General features: G+C 53.3%; 27 protein-coding genes. All 27 read right to left on the reverse strand.

Features of this window, described 5'->3' with window-relative positions:
• Positions 1-2 precede the first annotated feature (2 nt).
• Complete coding sequence (locus WFK81_RS11540) at positions 3-1,640, reverse strand: phage portal protein (protein WP_336786573.1); 1,638 nt, start codon at positions 1,638-1,640, stop codon at positions 3-5.
• 23 nt (positions 1,641-1,663) lie between these two features.
• Entirely contained in the window at positions 1,664-3,358 is a 1,695-nt protein-coding gene (locus WFK81_RS11545) for a terminase (protein ID WP_336786574.1), read from the reverse strand.
• Between the two features lie 163 nt (positions 3,359-3,521).
• Positions 3,522-4,013 carry a hypothetical protein gene (locus WFK81_RS11550; RefSeq protein WP_336786575.1) on the reverse strand — a complete coding sequence of 164 codons (492 nt, stop codon included), beginning with the start codon at positions 4,011-4,013 and terminating at the stop codon, positions 3,522-3,524.
• An 11-nt stretch (positions 4,014-4,024) separates the two neighbouring features.
• Positions 4,025-4,513, reverse strand: a complete 489-nt coding sequence (locus tag WFK81_RS11555; RefSeq protein WP_336786576.1) for a hypothetical protein — start codon at positions 4,511-4,513, stop codon at positions 4,025-4,027.
• Positions 4,514-4,653: 140 nt separating this feature from the next.
• Entirely contained in the window at positions 4,654-5,574 is a 921-nt protein-coding gene (locus tag WFK81_RS11560; RefSeq protein WP_336786577.1) for a hypothetical protein, read from the reverse strand.
• A gap of 179 nt (positions 5,575-5,753) precedes the next feature.
• Complete coding sequence (locus WFK81_RS11565; RefSeq protein WP_336786578.1) at positions 5,754-6,185, reverse strand: hypothetical protein; 432 nt, start codon at positions 6,183-6,185, stop codon at positions 5,754-5,756.
• A gap of 277 nt (positions 6,186-6,462) precedes the next feature.
• A complete protein-coding gene (locus WFK81_RS11570; protein WP_336786579.1) occupies positions 6,463-6,888 on the reverse strand; it encodes a hypothetical protein in 426 nt (141 codons plus the stop codon).
• 109 nt (positions 6,889-6,997) lie between these two features.
• Positions 6,998-7,189, reverse strand: coding sequence for a hypothetical protein (locus tag WFK81_RS11575; protein ID WP_336786580.1), 192 nt, complete (start codon positions 7,187-7,189; stop codon positions 6,998-7,000).
• A gap of 46 nt (positions 7,190-7,235) precedes the next feature.
• Complete coding sequence (locus WFK81_RS11580; RefSeq protein ID WP_336786581.1) at positions 7,236-7,445, reverse strand: hypothetical protein; 210 nt, start codon at positions 7,443-7,445, stop codon at positions 7,236-7,238.
• On the reverse strand, positions 7,446-7,637 hold the full coding sequence (locus tag WFK81_RS11585; protein WP_336786582.1) for a hypothetical protein: 192 nt from the start codon (positions 7,635-7,637) through the stop codon (positions 7,446-7,448).
• Complete coding sequence (locus WFK81_RS11590) at positions 7,634-7,876, reverse strand: hypothetical protein (RefSeq protein WP_336786583.1); 243 nt, start codon at positions 7,874-7,876, stop codon at positions 7,634-7,636. Before WFK81_RS11590 ends, WFK81_RS11585 begins: the two co-directional genes overlap by 4 nt.
• Before the next feature lie 3 nt (positions 7,877-7,879).
• Positions 7,880-8,140: a hypothetical protein gene (locus WFK81_RS11595; RefSeq protein ID WP_336786584.1), complete on the reverse strand. Its 261-nt coding sequence runs from the start codon at positions 8,138-8,140 to the stop codon at positions 7,880-7,882.
• A gap of 13 nt (positions 8,141-8,153) precedes the next feature.
• Positions 8,154-8,408, reverse strand: a complete 255-nt coding sequence (locus WFK81_RS11600) for a hypothetical protein (RefSeq protein WP_336786585.1) — start codon at positions 8,406-8,408, stop codon at positions 8,154-8,156.
• A 10-nt stretch (positions 8,409-8,418) separates the two neighbouring features.
• A complete protein-coding gene (locus tag WFK81_RS11605; protein ID WP_336786586.1) occupies positions 8,419-9,012 on the reverse strand; it encodes a hypothetical protein in 594 nt (197 codons plus the stop codon).
• Positions 9,005-9,739, reverse strand: coding sequence for a 3D domain-containing protein (locus WFK81_RS11610; protein ID WP_336786587.1), 735 nt, complete (start codon positions 9,737-9,739; stop codon positions 9,005-9,007). The genes WFK81_RS11605 and WFK81_RS11610 overlap by 8 nt, the downstream gene beginning before the upstream one ends.
• Positions 9,732-10,091: a dATP/dGTP diphosphohydrolase domain-containing protein gene (locus tag WFK81_RS11615; protein WP_336786588.1), complete on the reverse strand. Its 360-nt coding sequence runs from the start codon at positions 10,089-10,091 to the stop codon at positions 9,732-9,734. Before WFK81_RS11615 ends, WFK81_RS11610 begins: the two co-directional genes overlap by 8 nt.
• Positions 10,084-10,419, reverse strand: a complete 336-nt coding sequence (locus WFK81_RS11620; protein ID WP_336786589.1) for a hypothetical protein — start codon at positions 10,417-10,419, stop codon at positions 10,084-10,086. The genes WFK81_RS11615 and WFK81_RS11620 overlap by 8 nt, the downstream gene beginning before the upstream one ends.
• A 180-nt stretch (positions 10,420-10,599) precedes the next feature.
• On the reverse strand, positions 10,600-10,899 hold the full coding sequence (locus WFK81_RS11625; protein WP_336786590.1) for a hypothetical protein: 300 nt from the start codon (positions 10,897-10,899) through the stop codon (positions 10,600-10,602).
• Positions 10,896-13,484 (reverse strand): DNA polymerase, encoded by a 2,589-nt coding sequence (locus tag WFK81_RS11630; RefSeq protein ID WP_336786591.1) that lies wholly within the window; start codon positions 13,482-13,484, stop codon positions 10,896-10,898. Before WFK81_RS11630 ends, WFK81_RS11625 begins: the two co-directional genes overlap by 4 nt.
• 58 nt (positions 13,485-13,542) lie before the next feature.
• On the reverse strand, positions 13,543-16,623 hold the full coding sequence (locus tag WFK81_RS11635) for a DNA primase small subunit domain-containing protein (RefSeq protein ID WP_336786592.1): 3,081 nt from the start codon (positions 16,621-16,623) through the stop codon (positions 13,543-13,545).
• 30 nt (positions 16,624-16,653) lie between these two features.
• Positions 16,654-17,502: a hypothetical protein gene (locus tag WFK81_RS11640; protein WP_336786593.1), complete on the reverse strand. Its 849-nt coding sequence runs from the start codon at positions 17,500-17,502 to the stop codon at positions 16,654-16,656.
• 94 nt (positions 17,503-17,596) lie between these two features.
• Positions 17,597-18,325 (reverse strand): FAD-dependent thymidylate synthase, encoded by a 729-nt coding sequence (locus WFK81_RS11645; protein ID WP_336786594.1) that lies wholly within the window; start codon positions 18,323-18,325, stop codon positions 17,597-17,599.
• The gene (locus WFK81_RS11650) at positions 18,322-18,648 is read right to left on the reverse strand and encodes a hypothetical protein (RefSeq protein WP_336786595.1); all 327 of its coding nucleotides are present in this window, start codon (positions 18,646-18,648) and stop codon (positions 18,322-18,324) included. Before WFK81_RS11650 ends, WFK81_RS11645 begins: the two co-directional genes overlap by 4 nt.
• Before the next feature lie 65 nt (positions 18,649-18,713).
• Complete coding sequence (locus tag WFK81_RS11655; RefSeq protein ID WP_336786596.1) at positions 18,714-20,411, reverse strand: DEAD/DEAH box helicase; 1,698 nt, start codon at positions 20,409-20,411, stop codon at positions 18,714-18,716.
• Positions 20,393-20,902, reverse strand: coding sequence for a hypothetical protein (locus WFK81_RS11660; RefSeq protein ID WP_336786597.1), 510 nt, complete (start codon positions 20,900-20,902; stop codon positions 20,393-20,395). Before WFK81_RS11660 ends, WFK81_RS11655 begins: the two co-directional genes overlap by 19 nt.
• Positions 20,899-21,135 (reverse strand): hypothetical protein, encoded by a 237-nt coding sequence (locus WFK81_RS11665; RefSeq protein ID WP_336786598.1) that lies wholly within the window; start codon positions 21,133-21,135, stop codon positions 20,899-20,901. Before WFK81_RS11665 ends, WFK81_RS11660 begins: the two co-directional genes overlap by 4 nt.
• A 3-nt stretch (positions 21,136-21,138) precedes the next feature.
• Entirely contained in the window at positions 21,139-21,705 is a 567-nt protein-coding gene (locus WFK81_RS11670; RefSeq protein ID WP_336786599.1) for a hypothetical protein, read from the reverse strand.
• Positions 21,706-21,882 lie beyond the last annotated feature (177 nt).

The raw sequence follows: 21,882 nt of genomic DNA on the forward strand, positions 1-21,882 counted from the left end.
CATTATTCGCCTGCTGCTGCCCCGCCAGTCCCACCGTCCTGGTTACTGGTATCCGCGAAGCTGCCCCCGAATCCGATAGCGGTCATAGCAGCGGCTGCGGCTTCCGTTTTTTGCTGCTTCATTTCGTCCAGCGCTGCCTTCGGGTCGGGAATAAACCATAGCAATTCGTATAAATAAGAATCTGGTACAATCCCGGCCAGCTGCGCGACAATTTGCGCGATTTCCAGGTAATTCTGCGGCATATTTCGGTTCAGCGTGAAGTCTACCCAGTCAGCTTCGTACAGCTGTACGCTGGCTGGGGAGTTCTGCTTCCCGGTAAGTATATCGTAGACGTTTTCCTGGTCTATATTGCCGTCATTCACCAGGCGGCGCGCATTAAGGAAGTCGGTAAGAATGGCTACCAGGCGTTTTACGGCCCCGGTAAAGTAAACTTCCTTCTTCCCGGCCTTAATATCGACGCCCGCGTACTTTACCTTAATTTCGGTCGCCGTAGCCCCCGATAGGTCGGATAGCTTCGGAATAAAGCCCTTTTCGTGCAGCGTATCGCGCAGCCTATCCAGGTAATTTTCTACGGCCTGGTCGTCCTGGGGTGGCGCTATGAATTTCGCGTCGCTTTGGCCGTTTTTTAGGGCGATAGCGCGCGCTTTTCGCATTGCCATTACTTCGCCTTCGGCTGCCGTCTTCGTATTTCCCAGGGTCGCCCCTATAAATACCAGGAAGGCGTCTTGCAGGCGGTCTACCAGGTTCGCCTTATCGCTTATTGCGTTCGCGTATTCATCTACCAGGTCAAGAATTCCCCCGGCCAGGTCGGATACGCCCGCCTTTTTCTTCCGTTCCTTGTAGGTCGCCGGGGTTCCATTCATAAATACGGCTACCGGGATACGTGCGGCCAGGTGTTCGAAAACTGGCGCTACATTCGCAGCTGGCGCTTCCGTCTCGTCCAGGCTGTAGTCTTCGCCGTCGGCGCTTTTCACCCAAGTTACGTACCGTTCGTCGTATACTTCGACTTTTGTAACGGTTTTCGGGTTGCTTTCTCCATTCTCGTAAACCGGGACTTCGTACGCCCGGATTACCAGGCGCAGCCTACCGCGCGGGTCGTATACGGGAATGATTTCCTGTATAGCGAATTCTTCGAAGTCGATATTTCCGCTTTCGTCTACCCAGCCCAGGCTGGACGACTGGCCGCCTACGCTGCCCTGTGTCAGCATTTCGCGCAGAACGCGCTGGCCTTCTTCCTTCGCCAGCAATTCCAGCAAGTCTTTACGGTACGCTTCCAGCAGTGCCTTTTTCTGTTCGTTCGGCTTGCCGCCGTCGGCCTTATCTTCGAAGGCCCATACGATAGGCTTACCCAGCATGTAGTCTACTACGAAGTCGATAACCAGCCCGGCCAGCGTAGCCTGTATTTTATGGTTTACGTCGTCGCCGCGCGCTTTCTCCCGCGTATCGACGCTTTCCAGGTATCCGTCGTACGCCTGCTGGTACTTTTCTACCTTGTCTTCTACCAGCTGCTGCTTATGGCCGTCAATGACGCCCTTTAACCAGGCCGCGTTGTTCGTTACCCATTGCTGCGCAGCTGCGCGGGCCGCGTCCAGGCTATCGTATTTCGTCAACAGCTGCGGAATGTTCCCTACTACCGCCATTCATGGCCCCCCTTTCCTTTAAATTACCCGCCTATATCGTCCCGATTGTAGGCCGACGCTTTGCGGCCTTGCGGGTCTTTCATCATGTACGCGGCCCTTATCAGCAGAAAAAGCCCTATCGCTATGTCGTCATGGGGTACATGCCCTTCGCGCCGGGGCTTTGCTGTATGCGGTACGTGGAAATTTATCTTTTGCTCTTTCTTTGCTACCCGCACCAGGTTTTCAAGCTGCCAGCGGGCTTCGTCGTAAAGGTCTGCTTGCTGCGGATTGTTCGCCGGGCGTCGCGGCATACGGAAAAGACCGCCTTTGACGTAAGAATAGGCCAGGTATCCCAGCTTACTTTTATTTTCGTCGCCTGCGGCCTTGAATTTGTACGCTTCGATTTCCATTTCGGGCAGCTGTTCGATTAGCCAATAAGCCAACGGTTCGCCCAGCCCGGTAGCGTCGCAGCTGCCCCCCTCAACGCCCCAATGTTTAAGAATCGTCTTTATTTGGGTCCGCTGCTGCGAATGCCCTGCCCCTACCCATTGATACCAGGCAACCGGCACTATAACACCGTCCGGGAATAGTTCGCCAATGGTAAGTATTGTAGCGTCGCGCTTATGATTCCCAGCTTCTACTTCGTCGGCCAGTTCAGTAGGCTGTTCTTCCTGCCCTGCTACGTCTATCGAAAAGATATAGCTGCTGCCGGGCTTCGGCCCTTGCCTGGTTTCGTGCAAGCTGGCGAATATCCGGGCTATTTCTTCGTCGCTAAAGTATTTGCCGATTGTATCTACGAAGTTAAGGCGGTACTGTGTCTGCACAGCGATATGATTTTCGCCCAGGCGTTCTACCAGGTTCGTATAGAATTCCTTGTAGTTCGCGTTCCCCGCTGCTATTACCCGGTCGGCGTCAATCTTAAATACCAGCTTCGGCCTGTAGCCTAGCTTCTTTTCCAGGCGGGCTTCCATATCGTAAGCCTGCTGCAATCCCTGGTATATAAAGCTGCCTTTCGTCCAGGCGACGCCATAAAGTACGGTCGTCGCATTATTGAAGCTGCCCATAGGCTGCGCGTCCCGGTTCCACTTGGCTTCGTCTATGTCCTGGGCTTCGTCTCCTTCCAGCAGCGTAAAGGCTGTCTGCGAAGCGACGTTCGCCGTCGGGTTAATCGAAAGAAAAGCCCATTTATTCGAATCGCGGGGCTTTCCAATGTGAAACTTATAGCCGTCGCTTTTCGTGAACGTGCGCCGGGTAAGGATACTGCCCGCCAGGCCGCCCGCGTCCTGGGCATCGGCCCCTTCTAGCCTGTCCATTGAAGCCTGTACCTGTGGCTTATGAACGGGGGCGAATTTAACGCCGCTTATCCGTTCACCATGATACCAGCCGTACAATAGCAGATAATGCTGCACAAAAGCGCTAATTTCGTTCTTTCCCGCCTGGCGGCTAATCATGACGACGATAAACCAGCCCAGCCCTTGCAAAGCGCTATAGATAATCGCGTCTGCGACTTCCAGCTGGTAGTCGTACGGGTCATTTCTGCGAAGCAGCCGCCAGGCCGTTCGTAGGTTTTCCCGTAAAAAGAGTTCGTCCAGGCTGGCTATTGTATTGTACGGTAACGCGTCCCGCGCTTCGCTTACGGTCTTCGGGACGCTTACGACTGTGGGCGCACCGCTTACCGGGTCTACGTCGGCCAGGTAATCGTATTCGATTAGCTTATACGCGTTACTACCGTCTATCATGGCTGTAACCCGGCCAGCTTAATAATAGCTTCGGGCTTTAGGTGCTTATACTGCTGCTGGTCTACGCCTTGCGCTGTTAGAATTTCGACTGCCTGGGCTAGTGTACCCTGTTCCATAGTCCGCGCCCCTTTCTTGGAATGTAAAAAAGCCGCCCGTAGGCGGCCTATATATGATTCCAGGTTCTTCGTGTCACAATGTCCGATATGGTCGGCTGCTTAACGCCGTACTTCGCAGCAAGCGCCTTGCCGTTACCCTTCACATATTCGGCCCGTATGGCCCGTACCTGGTCTTCTGTAAGCTTCGTCATTGCCTGGGTTGCCTTCGCCCGGCTTTCAAGCTTTCGGGCCGTTCTCAATGCCGCCAGCTGTTCGGGGTCAATTTCTTCGACATGGCCCCAGGTCGTCCCATTTACGATATTGTCTACGCTTGCGGCAGAAATACCGTATTCGTCGGCCAGCTGGCGGGCCGTCAATTCACCCGAAATGTACCGGCGGCGTATTTCGCTAACCTGGTTATTTGTAAGCTTGGCGTTCGCGTGTTTCTCCCCCCTGGGGGTACGGTTCGCCCTGCGGTTTTTCACGAATTCGGCGTATTCTTCCAGCGATTCAAAGCGCCCGGTTAATCCTGCGTGACGAAAGGGCGTAGATTCTTCCATAACAACGCCCCCTATGCGTCCTTCCATATTTTTAACGCTAGAATGTCGTTAATCGTTTTCGGGTCTACGCTGTATTCTTTCGCCAGGTGAAGCTTTATAGCGCCTTCCGCATACCGCCGCCGAATTTCGCGTACCTTCGCCTTATCCAGCTTAGCGTTCGCGTGGCTGATTGGTAGCGCAGCTGCTTCGGCCTGCTTGGCTGCCTTGTATTCTTCCAGGCTGGCATGGTCGCCCATTGGTACATGTGTCCAGGTAACACCTTGTACGATATTCGAAATAGTCGAATAGCCTACGCCGTATTCTTGGCCCAGCTGCTTTGTGCCTACAATGCCAGGAATGTACTTTCTTCTGATTTCGACTACCTGGTCAGCAGTAAGTACAGCCGTACGGCTTTTTTCGCCCCGCTTGGCTTCTTGTAGCTTCCTACGGGTCTGCGCCTTGTGGGCGGCTACGTATGCTTCCAGGCTTTCGAATTGGTTGGGACGTAGCTTATCTGTCATACCGTTTTAACCTCCCTACGTGTTCACTACAGATAACATTTTAGCATAACTGCTATCTGTAGTAAACGGTGTAGTTATGGTTAACCCTTCTTAACGCTGTTGTTCATGCTAATTAACATAGTTTTCGATTATTTCCCGGCTTACGAATCGCCGTTTTTCGGCGTTTCTACTGGGTTTTGTCGCGCTTGCGCTTCGCCGCCCCATGAAATGCTTACGCGGCCTTTCGACGCTGCGCGAAGTTCGGCATTAATTTGTCCTAGCAAGTCGTCGCCGCTGTCCGGGTTCAGTCTTGCGTGTTTTTCGATCAATCGGCCCAGCGTATTTAGCGCCCGGTCTAGCGTTCGGTCTTCTAAGCTGCCCGCGTGGTAGAAGCTGCGCGCGCCTTCGCCTTCCGAATACCATACCCGCGTTTCGGCATCTGCGTACCGTTCCGCTTCTTCGGTCGTCCGATTCGCTATCCAGCTGTCGATAGGTTCCAGACGCTTGTCGTGGCAGTTGCTGTTAAGGCAGTAGCCAGGCTTGCTTTCCAGGTCGCCCTTTACAATCGTACGCCCGCATTCCGGGTTTTGACATTGGTATTTTATGTACCGTTCGGCCAGCTTGCGGTTATAGAAGCTTTCCCACTTCTTGCGCCACTTGACCAGGTAAACGCGTATTTTCGCTTTAAGCATGTAGATTTCATGCTGCAAGCCCATAGATTCGGTCGCCAGTTCTTCTTCGTAGGCTTCCTGTTCGGCGGGGCTTAATGCGCCGCTATAGAATCCATGCTTCCGGGCGTTACCAGCTACGGCGGCTTTGCCTTCGGGTGTCTTCGGCCCGGTATTGCTGCCGCCGCAGTATTTGCAGCGCCCGTATCCTGGGTGCTGCGTTCCTGCCCCAGCCTGCGATTTGCAGAAGCCGGGGCCTTTTTTCTTCCTGGCCCCACACGTTAAGATTTCGCGGCCCCGAATAATTTCTATACGGTTCTTCGCGTCAGCCTTCGCGTGTAGCTGGCTTTTCTTCGCCATATCGTAGGCAGGGTCAGCAGCGACGGCAGGCGTAATATTTTTTTCGTCAGCCAAAATTCGCGCCCCCTTCTTTAAATAAAGTTATCTTTACTTCTTTACTTCTTGAATTTTGTTCCGTAAAACGAAAGGGGCGCGCCCTAGAAAGGCCCGCCCCCGCTTTTTTTGCCTTCCTTATGCCCTTGGGCATAAGTTAAGCAGCTTATCTAAAACGTACTGTAATTATGAGTAATTTGTCAAGCGTCCGACATAATCCGGGCCAGCAGCTTACCCGGCGCGGCGGCCAGGCCTTCCAGCGCTTCCTTTTCTTCGGCTGCGCCGCCGTTAATGGCCCTGTATAGGAATTCTTCGCCCTGTTCCAGCCCCCGCATGAATACCTGGCGCTTCACGCGCAGGATTCGCAGGGCTTCCTTCTGTAATATCGGCCTAATGTAGTGGAACCGAATGCAATAGTATGAAAACCGCATTTCCTGTCGCAGCTTCTCCAGCGCTTGGTCGAGCATGATTTTATTCATACGCCCGCCGCTTACGCCGTCGTAGGCTTTCGGGCCGCTGTTTACTATTGATACCTGGCCGTCGTCGATTTGGTCGCCTGCTTCAAGGCTGGCGTAGTTTTCCAGCCAGCGCAGAATGTTCTTCTTTGATACATACCCTTCGATATGCGCCATTCCCCAGCCCCCATAAATTGCCAGTTCCCCGGCAAAGAAATAAAGACTATATATAATATAAAAATATATAAATACAAATAATAATAGTTATATATATATAGTTATTAGTTAGTAAGTATAGTAATACTTACTGTCCTTTTCTTTTAATATTTTGATATATAAACGCTGCAATTCTTCGGGGGGGTCATTTCGCAGCCCGGCCTTCGCCGTTCGTTCTACTGTCTAAGAGTACCCCCCCTGCAAAAACAAGAATTTATATATCATGTTTCGCAGCCAGTTATTCGGGCCATTCCTCCCTGGCCGCCTGTTTGCAGCTTCCAGGGCAGCCGCAGCCGTTCATGCAGTCATCTTCCGGGTCGCTCATTCGTGGTACACCGTCCGGGTGTCGCCCAGTTCCCCCGCATACCGTACAGTCGGCCCTGCCGTCCGAGTGGCCGCCGCAGGCGTCGCAGTCCAGGGGGCGGTTATCTTGCAGCAGCGTAAACTTCCTAGCCACCCCAAGCGTAATACCTTCCGGGCTGACTTCGTGCGCGTATATGGTTCGAATGTTTGAACCGCGCCGCAGCAGCAGCGCTTCGGCTTCTACCTTTTCGACTATGCCTACCATGTCTACCTGGTAGCCTTCTTCGTCGTTCCCCGACGCCCGTACTACTTGCCCCGCCAGCTGCGGGTTAAATACCATTGCTGGCACGAATAATTCCATTGTTTTATTCCTCCCTAATTGCTTTCTCGTATTGACGATGGTATATTTAGGTAAATCCGAAAGCATCGGTTAGAAAGCGGTCGTACGGGAAGCACCCGACGGCCGTTTTTTATTGCTCTCTTATCCAGTCGTAGGCTTCCTTCCAGGTACGAAAATCGGGTGGGTTGTCCGCGTCCAGGCTATCGCCGTACGCTTTAATCGGCCAGCCGCCCCAGCGTTCGTACCGCCTAAAGCGAATACCGCGCTTTTGCCCCATTTGCCGGGCCGCTATTTCGTTGCTTCGGTCGAGTAAGTCCCGCATGGCGGCCCCCTCATACTAGTAAAGATTACTTTCTAGCTTTACTTCTTTATTTCTGTATTTGACGGTACAGGGCGTCAACTTCCGCGCCGTTACTGAGTTTTACGCGGTACATCTTCGCCGGGCGGCTTTTAATGATGCGTGTTTTTATGTCGATGATCGTTCCCGCCCAAGGCTGGGGTGGCGCCGGTTCCAGCTTCGTTTCAAATGCCGTTAGCAGCACTTCCTGCCCTACCTGGTACAATATCGGTCTAACCATTTATAGCTTCGCCTTCCCTTCGTCTGTGATTATCAAGTACGGCAGCTGGCAGCCGTCCACTTTCCGCTGTTCAATATCCAAGTACCCGGCCCTTTTCAACTTCCCCAGCCATATGTCCAGCTGCGCCGGGCCTAGCCCCCCGGCTTCCTGGGTTACGAATAGCAGCGCCTTTAATATCCGGGCTTCATTCATATTCTTAGGCCGATTTCCTTTTCGACAAGCGCCAGGCCGGGTTGCGTGTTCAGCCATTCGGTAGCCTGCTTCGTTGCCGCCAGGCTTAGCCGTGCGTTCCCCGATTCCCTGCGTAAGTCCGAAAGGAATACCTGGCCGCGTACGGGTCTAGCCTTTCCTTCATACTGCGCCTGGATTTCGAAAAGCTTAATGCCGTAAACTACGCCACTACCTACGATTTTCACGCTGGTTATTTTCATCGTCTATGCCCCCCCTGGAACGACTAGCGCCCCTTCTTGTATGATTAAGTGCTGCTGCCCGATTTCCGGGGCTGGCTGTTCCCATAAAGTGTACATATCCAGCAGCGCTTCTTCGGCGGTCGCTGCCTTTCCTTCGGTAAGCCGCCGTTTAATATCGGCTACTACGTGATCGCTTCGAACGCACAGGGCTTCGGCAAGCTTTGTAACGTAGGTCGCCAGCCATATCTGCCTGCTTACTTCGTTCGGATTCGGCCAACCTTTCATAGTGTCCAGCCCCCTACTGCCCTATAATGCGGTCGATATTTTCCTGCGTGAAAGCGAAGTTAAGGTCTAGCTGTAAATGCGCGATAAGTTCGGCCCGTTTGCCGAAGTCAGCCTGCGCCCAGCTGGTCGCTACTACGTTCGCTTCGGCGGTCTGTGCGGCAAATACGAAGCTAGTTACTTCGCCTTCCCTGGCCTTTTGAAGTAGGAATTCCAATGCGTCTATAACTTCTTCCTGCGGGTGTCTGTTAAGGCGTACGATTTTTGCCATTGTGCGCCACCTATTCCAATACGCTACCCGCAGCGCGGGCCGTTACTTCGCCCGGTACAGCCGGGTCGGCGTTATGCTGCTGCGCGAAGTCTAGTAAATAGGCTATCGCTTCGGTTTTCAGTAACGTGACTGGTGGCGGCAGTACACCCGTCGTATCTTCCTGGCGTTGGCTGAGTGTGACAACCAGTCGCGCCAGGTTGTCAGGGCTTACCGCGTCATACGGGGCCTGTCCGTTAATAGTCGTAGGCATGAAATACGATAAGCCCGCCAAGTCTACCGCCAAACCTTCTACGCGAAGCGTCTGCCCCAGGAAGGGTACGCTATCGAACCATTCGTAAGGTTCGCCGTCTTGCAGGCCCGCAGCTGCCCCCGGCGCGTCTACCATTCCGTACAGGCTGTTTGTAATTTCGAAGTATACCCGGTACGACTTTACTTTGCTGCCTACCAGGTCAATACATAGAATAGCTTCGGGGCTGCGGAATTCGGCAGCGTCCGAACGCGCCAGCTGTTCTTCTACATGGTCGTAGGCTAGTTCCAGGCGTTCGAAACCCGGCAAGTCGATAACATACCGGCTGGCGTCTGTGATAATTTCGGTTTTAATCATTTTTGCGTTTCCCCCATTCAATAACATATACTTTCTTCTTTTGCTTCCCCCAGGCTTTCGCGTCGGCCAGCTTCGCTATGTATAAGTCGATATGCTGGCCGCGTACGCCACCGCCCCGGTCTTCTATTGTCCGTTCGCCTACGCCGTCGATATAAACGCGCGTACCGACTGGCAATACGTCTAGGTCGGCGGCTATTGTGCGGCCTTCTTTTACGGTAGTCCCGCTGTACGTTATGCCGTAGCCTTTCTGCCCCGGCTTCTTCTGCGTCGATTCGTATCCGGCAGTATAGGCCGTTATAGTAAATTCGCCAATAAAATTTGCAGTATTATTACTATTGTCGTTAACCCCATCCCGCAGGATGCCCCTAGTAGCAGTAGTATTGTTTTCCTGGTATTTGCTTTCGCCAGTTGCTCCTTCGCCGTTTCCCAGCCCGCTAGGTTTGCCTGGCTTATCAGCTTTTCCGCTTCCCAGGCTTTGCGGTACTTCGCTACCTGTTCGGTCAAATAGTTCGCTTCCATTTCGTCCATGTCTTCCCCATTTTTGTACGACATAGGCCGCGCCCCTTCCCGACGTTTGTAACTCTGCTTCAATTCTTTGCGCTGTGCTTCCTGTTGCCTGCGGTCGTACCCCTTCCTTACCTGCTTCTTTACCATTAGGACAGCCCCCTATGATAGTTACGACCAGCAGCGCAACGATAGCGGCTACTGGCCGCCAGTTTTTAGCCATTACGTCCCAGTGCTTCCCGTGTTTTTTGCACATCTTCTGGTGTCTGTACGTCTACAGCCTGGGCGAACATACTCCGGCACATAATATGACTTAAATGGTCGTCGGAAGTATCACCTGCTAGGAAAGCGTAAGCGTGGATAAGCAAATGGTTAAGGTGTTCCTGAATACTAATAAGCCGCCAGTTATCAGCCCCGTACTTTTCGGCCCCCTGCGCTAATACTTCTGTCATTTTGAACATAGCCGCAGGGTCTAGTAAGTCGAATCTGTACAATACTTTCGACTGCAAACCGCCCTGCTCGTTTTCTACGGTCGGCGCGTCCTTTCCTACGCCTGCTACTACCTTGTTATTCATCCAGTACGGCCCCTTTCTTATTAGGGTCAGCGGCCCGGCGCATTGCCCGGTTTAGCTTAACCTTGTACATGTTGTTCATTTGGTGCGCAGCCTTTGCTTCCGGGCTGTGATTAAAGTCCAGTTCCTGCAATATACGAAGTTTTTCCTTTACCTTACCTAGCCGGGATTCTCCCAGACCGTAAACCAGCGCTACCGCTTCAAGGGCATGTTCTACGCCCAGGCTATAGCTTGCATTATTCATAGCAACGACTTCCGCAGGGGCGAAGGCTTTACGTGAGTCGAAGGCCGCGCCCCTGCGTTCGAATTCCCTTATTTGCTGCCGGTTCATGGTGTTTCACCTTCCAGGTGGTTTACCCAGCCTGTCCTTTTATCTGCACGATGCGGGCTAACTACCCAGGCTACCTGCCAGCGTTTGCTTATCCAGCCTACGAATTCACCAGGTAAATTCCCGGTCGTATCTTTCTTCTCTTTTGGTGCGGCTGCCGTAGAACGACGGCTACTTAAAACGTCACGGCTTGACATTTGTTTGGCCCCTTTCTTCTGCGATTTGTTCAGCCCAAGCGACGGCTACAGCCGCTACCTGGATAAGTTCGGTATAAAGGTCGTCTGCGTCAGTCGGCTTGCCGGTACCAAGGCCCATAACCGGCCCGGCAGCCTGGCATACTTCGCCGAATTCTTCGCCCAGGATTGCCAGCCATACGCCTGGGTTTTTGTGGCGCTGGTGTCCGAATTTCCCCAGCTGTCGCACGCGCTCTTTAAGAACGTCCAGCAGTACGTCTTCGATTTCTTCCGTAATGCCCTTTTTCATGTCATGCCCCCCTTTAGCGCAGCGCGCTTTTCGTCCAGCCATTTCTGTACCGGTATTTTCTGCCCCCAGCGGTATCCTACTGATGCTTCGGCTTCGATAGGAACAGGGAATCCGTCTATAGGCGGCTTCTCCATAGCAGCCTGTACCCATTTCCAAGCGGCTTCTACTACGTCCGGGTCGTCGTCCATTTCGAATATCATTTCATCGTGTATCTGGGCTTCCATGTCCGTGCTGCCATGTACCAGGATAGGCGGCGCTTCCTGGCGTTCTGCGGCCAGCTGCGCCGGGCTTATGCCCAGGTCGGCGGCGTCGTAAACCAGGTTCGTACCGCGCCCGGTTTCGTCGTATACTTCGTTCTGCGCCCGTTTCATTACATCGGCGGCAGTTCCTTGTACTGGCGTATTCGCTGCCTGCCGCGCTGCCGATTGGCGGTAATATTTATTCGGGCTATTAATTTCGGGAAGCATTCTTATATAGCCGTAAATTGTACTTACGAAGCCGTCTTCGCGGGCTTGCAGCGCGATTTCGTCCTGGAAGATAGGGACGCCGGGGTAAGCTTTCTTCGTACCGTTAACCATTACCAGGCATTCGTCCAGGGTCTTACGCTGGCCGTAATCCGTCTTAATGGTCTTCTGTAGCGCGTGTTCAGTACCGCCGTAAGCCATACCGAAGTTCGCAGGCTTCGCGTCGGTTCGCTGCTTCTTCGTTACTTCGTCTTCGGTTACGCCAGCAATGGCTGCGGCTGTCTTTCTGTGCATATCGCCGCCAGTATTGAAAATCTCAATCATGACTTTATCGCCCGACTTCCAAGCCATAATGCGAAGTTCGAAGCCGCTAAAGTCTATGAAGAACAGAATTTTGCCCGGCCCGGCTATATAGAAGTTCCGTACGCCCAGTTCGTCGTTATCCAGGCGCGGTACGTTCTGCCCGTTCGGGTTACTAGAATTTAAGCGGCTGGTATCTGTCCAGGGCGTATAATTCGCGTGAATCTTCCCGGTAACGGGGTTCTGCCATTTCTCGCGTCCGTCGATGTGCGAAGAAAGCAGCGTATTCATTTTCTGAATGCGCCCGATTAGTTCCAGCAGCCGCAGCCCGACGTCTTTGTACGGGTGCGGGGGGCGGCGGCGTAATTCAATGGCTGCGCGTTCTTCCTTACTTAGTTCGTACCATTCCGGGCTTTCTACCTGGTACGCTTCCCAGCCTTCGGGCAGCTGGACGGCCAGCAGCTTTTCTTCCTTCAAGTCGTCCAGGTTGTTTTCCAGCATAAACTTAATATCTATTAGCGCTTCTTCGTCTAGCGATATGCCGCCCTTATCGGTCGGCTTACCTTTTGGAAGCTTCATAATGTTAAATAGAACATACTTAACGCCGTTCGTTTTCCCGGTCTTACCTGGTTCAATGTCCAGATTAACGGTTTCCTTAATTAGCGCCTTCATGTCTTCCGCTGCTTCTGCCTGGACGTTCCAAGCTTCTTCGCGCTTCATTTGTGCCAGCTGGTTATCCCAGGCCATGCCGTTATATTCCATAAGCCCGATAACGCGGGAAAACGGCATTTCGATTTCGTGCAGCCAGGTATCGTAATTCGTTCCCTGGCGTTCGTCCTTAATCTGCTTCGCCACTTCCCGCCAGTACAGGTACTGCTGTATGCCGTAGTCGCTATCTTCTGCGGAATATACCAGGCCGTCGCCGCTGTCTGCTGCGATTTCGTCGAAGAAGTCTACCCCGTACTTCGCCAGTAATTCCTTAAATTCGCCCATGTTCACACCGAATATCGCTTTAGTCGCTGGTTTCAAGCCCCAGCCAGTCGCGGGCTTCTTCGGGTCGTTTAAGCGCTTCGGGTCCGCGACTTGCAGGCAGCGTACCCACATTACCAACGGATCGGCTACAGGCATAAGAATGTACTTTCCGTACTTCGCCGCGTATTTCGTTTCAAAAGAAAGATTTACGGCTATCTTTATTACTTTACGATTGCGGAATATACGACGGTCTAGCGTGTCCATTACCAGCTTACGGGCTTCTGCGCGGCTTAACGTCGGTTCGAATACCCGGCCCGCCTTATGGTCGATTGGGATAACGCGGGCTTCGTGCGGTGCAGCTGCCAGCGATACGGTGCAAATTTCTCCCTGGTGCGGGTCTAGCGGCGTTTTTAGGAAAGTTTCGTAGGCCCTGTTATATTCCGTATCCAGCGCGTCGATTTCGCGCTGTTCCTCTTTTGGTTCCAGCCCCTGCTGCCGTACCGCGTCCATTTTGGCCTGTATTTCGGCCCTAAACGACGCGAATGCTTCGCGGGCCGCCTTGCTTGCTGCGGTTTCCCAGTCGAAGCTGCATAAGCCCAGGGCTTCGCATCGGTCGGCGTAGGCTTCCAGGTCGGCCAGGGTCAATATCGGGCGGTAGTCCTTTACTTGCTGCTGTGGTATGGTCGGCCAAACTATCCCGAAGTCGCCGGGGCGCTTCTTCGGCGCGATTGCTCTAGCCAGGGCCGCCCCTGGTAAGGGCAGCGGCTGGCTAGGTTCGGCAGGCTTTAGGGGTAAGGCTTTCGCTAGTGTCTTCGGTTGCTGCGTTCCAAAAAGGCCGCCTAATTTCACGTAGATAACACCTACTTTCGCTTCTGTTATTTATAGATAACGATATAGTTAAAATTTTTTAGATAAAGTCGTCTTCTATGTTGTCGAAAATCCCTTCTTCGAAAAGCTTGGCTATGAAGGCGTTAAAGCGGGCTGTTTTCCTATAGCCCCCGGTCGATTGCTGTATCATTCGCAAATTAACCAGCTGGGCTACTATAGCCTTCGCTTCTTCCTTCTCTATTGCCAGCATGGCTTCGACGTCATTCTGCCGAAGGTACTGCTGCTGGGCGAATAGCTTAACGAATTTGTAGTAAGCCTGGTCGCCTTTTAGCGTCGGGATATCCCGCAGCTTTTCGGTAATCTTGCCGTACTTTTCTTCGTCCAGTTCTTCTTCCCTAATAGCCAGCTTCGCGTAATAGTTAAGGCCGCAGCCCGGCGCGTTATACAAGCTTTTAAGGTATTCCCGGATAAAGTCTACATGCCCCGGCCATACGACAATTCTTTCGCCCGATTCGTCTACGCTATGCGTCAATGCCGCCAGGGCGACGGAAAGGCGGGCTATCTTATTACGCTGGTCGGAAGGCGATACCAGCGGTACGTCGCTGGCGTTTCCGTAAATCTTCGACAATTCGGTAGCGACTTCCAGGATGCGGTCTACCGTATCGGCGTTAAAAATTACGTGTTCGGGCTTTCTTGACCAGGCAAAAAGGATAGAATTTTTAAGCGTTTCGGCATTTATGAAGCTGGGATACGTCGGCAGCTGCCGGGTATATTCTTCGGCGCTTACGTCGTTCATTCGCATAAATACGGCAAAGTCGAAGCGTCTAATATCTTCATTGTTAAAAATGTCCCGCAGCACTTCGACGCCCTGGCCGTAGCTTGCCAGCCTGCGGCCCTTCGGAGGGTTCCCGGATAGAATGGCGCGTACCCGGCATGGCGTTTCTGCGGTAACGGCCTTTTTAACTTCCAGCCGTCCGTCGCTGCGCGCCAGGGTCATTTCGCCGTAATTATCTTTTTCTATCCCGGTATCTTCGTCAATCCATATTAATTCCTTGTCTGAAAGCGGCCATACGCCCCATACGATATACCAGGCCCCGGCGCTTCCGCTTTGCTCCATTTTGTACGTAAGCCCGGTACGGCTGGTACTTTCGGCGTTTACGCGATTCCCTAGCCCGGTAAACTTACGAATGCCTTCGATAAGTTCACTTTTCCCGGTTCCCGTATCCCCTACGATTTTTAATTCCAGCCAGCCCCTAATCGGTAGGCTTGTCCAGGGTACGTTAAAGCGCAGAACACTATGGTAAGTGAGAAGAACGCCTAGCAGCGTTTCGTCGCGTTCTACGATTTTCGTTACGTTGTAAGTAAGGTCGGCGCAGATTGCCGCCAGCTTTTCTTCGATAGCCGATGCTGTGTAATTCGCCGGGCGCAGGGCTTCCAGGCTTTCCTTTACACCTTCGTCCAGGGCGAAACTGTCTACGACGTCCTGCAAGGGCTTCGCTTCCTTAACCAGTATCGTAGCTTCCTGGTTCTTCGGGTGCGGGAATACATGCCCGGTGATTTCGTAGTATTTATTTTCGGTTACGTCCTGCTTGCCAATAGCGTACGCCTTCCGCATGACGTAGCGACCTTTACCTTCTTCGGATTCGGTGCTACCCGATTCGGCCATAGGGATTACCAGCAGTTCTTCTACGTTCGTCGTTTCGCTTATTTCGGTATTGTACTTATTGCAGGCTGGAATACCCGATATTGTCCGAAGGATGCCCGTAATGTTGTCCTTCGCCGTCGCCGTCATTTCCAGCAGTTCCGGGTCGCCTATGCCTAAATCCTTGAACAGCGTATGACTAGGAATGTCGTAAAGCGGACAATGTGTCTTCTTACAGTCCTTGCGGCCCCAGCAGTAATATTCGATTTTCGAAGGTACGATATAGGGCGTATGCTTCTTCCCGGCTACCATTACCTGGGTTTTAACCAGCTTACCATGCAGTTCGGCGTCGCCCGTATGCGCCAGGTGAAGGCTTACAGATTTGCTTTCGTCGTTCGTCGCCTTCTTCAAGCAATGGCACAAGGCCCCGGCGCAGGCTACGCGGTCGTAGTCCTGGCTTCCTGGAATCTTCTCGCCATGCAGCGCCCGGATAAAGGCGCAGCCAAACTTATAGCCGTTTTCCTTGTCGTAGACGGCTTCTACGACGCTGCGCGTATTGGCTACGCGCTGTTCGGTGTCATAGCGCCCGCCAGCGCTTGTATGCTTCCGTACCCATTCTTCAAGAAGTTTTAAAGCTTCTTCTTTCGGGTGGCCTGCTTCCTTGTAATAGGCCGCCAGCTGTACGGTCGCCTGGTTACGGTCGCCTTCCTTCTTCCAGCCGCCAGTTAAAATATCGGTAACGCATACCGGCGGTCTGTCCTTTCGGAAGTTGAATTCTTCGGCGAATTTCTTTACGGAAGTAGCAGCGGCTTCACGCCATTCCTTTTCCTTATCCTCATAAAATAGGACGGCCTTCGGGCGCATGTCCCGCGCTGCTTTCCGCTGCGCCGGGTCTAAAACAGGATAAAGGCGGGGGCCGTTAGCCATGCCTTTAATTTCGTCCAGGGTTTTCGTTCGAAGTTCGTCTATGCTAAGTTCGATTTTGAAAAGCTTCGTACCGCTGTGGATACTGTTAGGCAGCCGCAGCATACGTGAAGCGGTGTATACTACCAGGTCTAAAGCACGAAGGCCTAGCCTATGTACAAGGTAGCCCGCGATATGTTTATAAACCTTATGCAGTTCAGTACCCGGCTTAATGTCCAGCGCCTGGAAGTCTATTAAGATATGGAAGCCTTTGCTTCCCGAAAAATATAAATGTATATCGGTTTCCTGTACTTCAAGTTCGTTCATAAAGAAGTCGATAAGCTTTACTGCGTCGGCCTGGCTTACTGCGGGGTCTTGTTTATAATCCAAGTCAAAATACAAAGGGGCGATAAAGCTTTCGCCCCGCGCCCCCCTGCTTTTACTGGTATAGCGCTGTACGGTACAAAAGCAGTTAAAGTTATTCGCTTCTTCCTGCTGGTACTTCTTGACGCCTTCCGGGTATTCTACCCGCGTCCAGGGTACAGGCTGCCCGCTATCGTTTGTATGCCAGGCGTCAACGTATTTGTAATCGGCTATTTGCGGTTCCTTTGCCATGTTGACGCCCCTACCCTTCTAGTTAAGTGATTAAGCTTTTGGCTTTTCTTCGTCGGCTACGGTAACTTCGTCAGCGGTGAATTCTGTTGCCGAAGGGTCGATACCATAGTCTGCTGGGTTGAACAAGCCCAGGCAGCTAAAGTTAAGGCCAAGCCAGGAAGTCGTATCCTTCGTGCGTTCTTCGGTCGTAAGGCGCGTTACTACGTGCTTCGCGCTGCTGTTCGCCGGTACGCCGATGCCTTTATACTTGCCGTCGAAGATTTGCATACCGTACTGACCCCATCCGAACGTATCGCCCGGTGCGAAGTTCATAAGGTAAATCTTCGGGCTGTCGTCCGGGGAAAGGAATTTTACAGGGACGATATACGCCAGGTAGCGCAGTTGTAAATCTTCCTGGCTGTAACGGTCGAGTACCGAAGGGTCGGTCTGTGCCGTAGTCGCCAGCCAATTATCCAGCGTTGCGCGGGCCGTCGCTTCGGCCTTCGCTACCATCTTCTTACCTTGCTGTACTTTCGTCAGGCCAGCAGCTTCTTCGGGCAACAGTTCTTCTTTCGCGGGCAGGGATACGATAAGCTGGCCCTTCTCCGGGGTTTCGTCGCCGCCCCACAATACCCAGCGCGTTTCGCCTTGCGCGATAACGACGTCCAGCGTATCGCCGTAGGATACTTCCAGGTCGCGCGCTTCGACGAAGTTGCCTTTTTTGTTGATTTTCAAGTATTGGCCCATGCGCACATAGTCGAAGTCCAGGCCTTCGTTCACTTCCAGGAAGGCCGCCTGCTTCGCCTGGATTACTTCGGCGATATAGTTAGCCCCTACGTTTGCCAGCGCAAGCGCGCCCTTACCTTGTACTACTACCGCTTTTCCGTTTGCTGTTGTCATTGTGAAATTCCTCTTTTCGATTAGTTTTTTATGGTCAGGCTTTCGCCGAATACCTGTTATTTATAGATAACAGTAGAGTTAAAAAATTTTCGCCTTACTTGTCCCACATGCTTCGCTGCGGATACCTGTTTAAGATGGTACGTAGCGTTATCGGGTCTTCCCGTAGCATCCTGCCGTAAGCCGCCGCCCAGGTACGGAAGTCCGGGCCGTAGTACGTATAGAAGGTGTCCCATAATTCCGGGTCTTGCTGGCATAACAGGTCCCACATTGCCATAACTACCTGGTACGTATCCAGCTGCGCGCCTGGCGTCCATATCCTTTGAGGGAAAAGCGCTTCGGCCAGCGTGGCGAAGTTAAATTCGATAATAAAATGCAGCTTGACGGACATAGGGGCGACGGCGCGGGCTGCTTGTAGCCGGGCTTTTTCCTTCCGTTCACTGGTCGCCGGGTCAATTCCGTTTATATGCCATTGGTAGGCTTCCAGGGCTGCTTCTCCATCTTTCCGCAGGCTGTCTTCGTACCCCGTTCCGATTGCTTCGGGTGGCATTACGAATTCGCTGGCGACGTTTGCCCGAAGGCCGCCGCAGGCCCGCATATTCGCGGTCGTGTACGTTACCAGGTGGTCGTAGACTACTTTGCTGGCCTTGAATTCGAAGCGCGCGCTTTCGCCCCGGAAGATATTAAGGGCGTCGCGTTTCTTAATCATTGCCAGGGGCCGCCGTACGTTGTCCGTATCGGGCTTACCCAGGTAAACAGCTGCCGCATGGGCTAGGTGCTTACGGTGTGGGTCGCTGTACCGTAGCAGCTTAACTTCGCAACTCATTTACGGCCCCGCCTTTCCTTCGCCGCTTCTCTCGATTCCTGGCGGCGCTGCTTCCGATTCTTCGGGGGCGGCGCGTACCTGGTCGAAAACATCGGCGGGGGTTTTTGTTCGGGCAGCGGGGCTGGTTCCGCTTCTACTTCGGTGGCAGTTGCGGCGGCCCTCTCCTGGGCTTCCTGTGCCATTTGGCGCTGCTGTTCAATTACTTCCTGCGTCAGCGGTTGCGCCCCTTTCGGTCTGTCGTAGCCTACCTGGCAAGCCGTAGGCTGTCCGAATTCGTTAAGTTGTACGGCCAGCCAAACCCGGCGCGTGAAAAGCAGTTTCAAGGCTTTGAAAAATGGTACTTTCTGCGGGTAAAAGTTAATCATGCTGATAATTTCCCCTTTCGGTTTTATAGTGGAAGGTCAAAGCCCGACATGTTATGCAGCAGGAAGTCCCTTACGTTTTCCTTCTTCGTCCGGGGCTTGCTTGCCAGCTTGATACCCAGCCGGGAATAAACCTTGCGCCTGCTTAAATACTGGTCGTAAAAAGTGCCGTCGCTACCGTCTACGTAGTCGTACCATGTCGCCCTCTTGTCGGGGTTCTTCGGGTCGGGCCTCATAATTCGGCCAATCGCCTGTTCGACGCCCGCACCGTTCGCGCTGTTCCTGCCGTCGCCCCGTTGCGGGGTTGCCAGGTGTCCGTCGTACAGGTTCGGAATGTCCAGCCCTTCCTTCACCAGTTGCGACGTAGCGAATAGAATGTCTAGCTGGCGGCCCCTGGCCTGTTCCAGTACAGCCTTACGTACTGTCGGCGTAACTTGCCAGGCTGCGAATTCCGCTTCGCTGTACTGGGCTTCCTGGCGTTCCCAGCGCCGCAGCCGTTCGTTACGGCGCGCCCCTGGGTCGTTCTTTTTGCATTTGCGCCATACGTTTTTAGTAAGGCCCCCATGCAGTACCGCCATTCGCGGGACGACGCCCAGGCTGTTACGTGCGAATTTCTCTACCAGGTCGCGCAGCTGGAATAAGTAGCGTACGCTATCGGCTAGTACGATTACCGCCCCACCTTTCGGGCTTACGTTGAAGCAACTTTGCAGCACGTTTTCGGCTACCAACTTCGCCCGCTTTTGGTCGGCAATAAGGTCGGCCAGTAGGGCCGTATAGTCCATATCTTCGCCGCCAGCGTCTACGCTGTTTTCGGCTTCGTCCGATACCGCCAGCACTGGGTCATCCTTGCCGTATTCCGTGTATACGAATTTGACTTCGGGCAAGATAAGCGCCCCAGCTTCGTACATACCGTCGCGCTTTACCGTATACGCTGTAGGCCCTAGCCCGGCGTACATGAAGGATTCCAGGCCGTCCTTACGGTTCGGCGTCGCCGTAAGCCCTAGCAAATACCGGGCCGGGAATTTACCCGCGACTTCAACAAACTGCTGCGCCGGGAAATGGTGCGCTTCGTCTACGACGACTACGCCTACCAGCTGTGCCAGGGTATTTACCAGCGTCGGGTTCGCGCCCAGCGTCTGTACGGTGGCTACGAATAGCTTACCGCTGCCCCAGCTTACTTTCCCTTCGCCGATTATCCCGACTTCGCCTACGTCGCCCAGGAAGGCCTTCGCGGCTTTCGCCGACTGGTCTAGCAAGTCCAGCGTATGCGTCAACCAAAGCGTAGGCAGCCCCCAGGCCCGTATAATGCGAAAGCCCATTAACGTCTTACCGCTGCCTGCCGGACTTTCCAGTACGCCGCCTGCCGCGTCCAGCGTGGCCTGTACGGCTGGCGTTTGGTAGTCCCGTAGGTTGGGGCCTGTCCATTCGCCAAAGTCTACCGGGGCCGTATTCGTCAGGTTGTACCGTATGACTTCTTCGGGCCGTAGCCCCTGCGCTTTCAGAAGATCGCGCAGCTTTCCTTCGAAGCCCCTGGGGGCTACAATGTCGCCCAGGTCATTATTGAAGATTTCCAGGCGCTGCTGTATTCCGTAAGTCGGGCGGCTCATTCGTTTCAACTTTTCGAATTCGGGATTTCCGACGGTAAGCGCCTGGGTTACTGCTGCGCGCAGCGGAATACTTGCCCCGCGTATGCGTATGTTATTGCTTATAGTGATTTGCAACACTCTACCAGCCCCTTTAAATCGTACGTTATATCTGCCGTTATCCTGGCAAGCGGTGCGCATGGAAGCGTGGCCCGCTTTAATTCGTCCAGGGTAACGTATTGGCGTTTCTTCTCTTGCATGAATTGCAGCGCCCTTGCCAGTCGGAAGGCGTAAGCTTCGTCGCGCCCTTCGGCTTCATTTTGGAAGCTAACGAATACCAGGCCGTAATTCCGTTCCAGGCAGCGGTCGAAAAGCAGCAGCCCTTTAAACTGGTCGGGCCGTAGATAAGCCAGTTCGAAGCGGTCGGCTTCGGTTCGCTTGTGTTCGGCCAGTATGTTTACGTCGGCCAGCAATACGATTTCGTCAGCCGGGCGGGTTCCCCCGCCGCCGTCGCGTATTCTCATGCGCCAGCAGTTCGATACCTTCGCCCAGCTGCGCCGTACTTCGTCCTGGAATTCTTCGCCCCGTTGCTGCCGTTCACGCTGCAATTCTCGCAGGTCTTTCTTAATCACAGTTCACCGCCAGGGTGAAAGTTACCGCCCTGCTTAATTACCAGACTCTTATTCGCGTTATGCAAATTAATCTGATTAGGGCCAAACCCGTTAGTATCAATGAAATAGCATACGGTTTCTTTCCTACTTTCCAGGAATTCAGCCAGCTTGTTAAATGCCTGCTGCACCGTTATTTCCGGGGCCGCTTGCTGCACTGCTCGTTGCATTTTCTTTTTAAGCTTCCGCTTATTCATAGACTAGATGCTCCCCGCCAGGTATTGCAGAAGGCGGGCCTGTACAAAGGCTTTAGCCCTTACCGAATCGCTAGCCTGTACAGCCTTTTCCCAACCGTCGCGGGCCATAGACGCCTGGACTTCCAGGGCGGCCAGTTCGCCTTCGACTTCTGCCAGGCGTTTACGGCTTTCGCTGCTAACCGTACGACGGAAAGCGTCGCGGGCCATGTCATTAGAAAATGGGTACTTCGTGCCGTTCCATTCGACTACCTTACCGTCGGGAGCCAAGCCATCCATAATGGCCTGGGATTCTTCCAGCTTGATTTTATTTTCAAGCTGCCAGCGCTCTTTAAGCAGTTCGCCCTTATTACCGTAGGCTGCTTCTCGCTGGTCGCCCTTGTTCAGAATGTCGTCTACGCTTGCGTCCAGCTGCGTGACAGTATCGGCCAGGATTTGCGCGCTAATTACGCGGAAGTGTTCGGCTGGGATTTGGCGGGCCGATTGCCCCAGAATGGCGGCGGCGGCTGCTTTCACCTGTTCGGCCCCGTATACTGCCGTAAGGTCTTGTACTGCTTGTTTCGCGTCGTTCATGGTTTGGTTTCTCCCTTCGGATATAAAGAAGTCTTTACTACTAACATTTCCCCGCCTGCCGGGTAGCCGTTTTCGTCTACGGCCCAGGTTCGCATAATTACGTAACTTTTGCAGGCCGGGCAGCTTGATTTACATGTGCTATCGTCCAACCATGCGAAGCTTAATTCGCCCAGTTCG

The sequence above is a fragment of the Paenibacillus sp. MMO-177 genome (genome assembly GCF_037147795.1).
In the GTDB taxonomy this organism is placed as follows: Bacteria; Bacillota; Bacilli; order Paenibacillales; family Paenibacillaceae; genus Pristimantibacillus.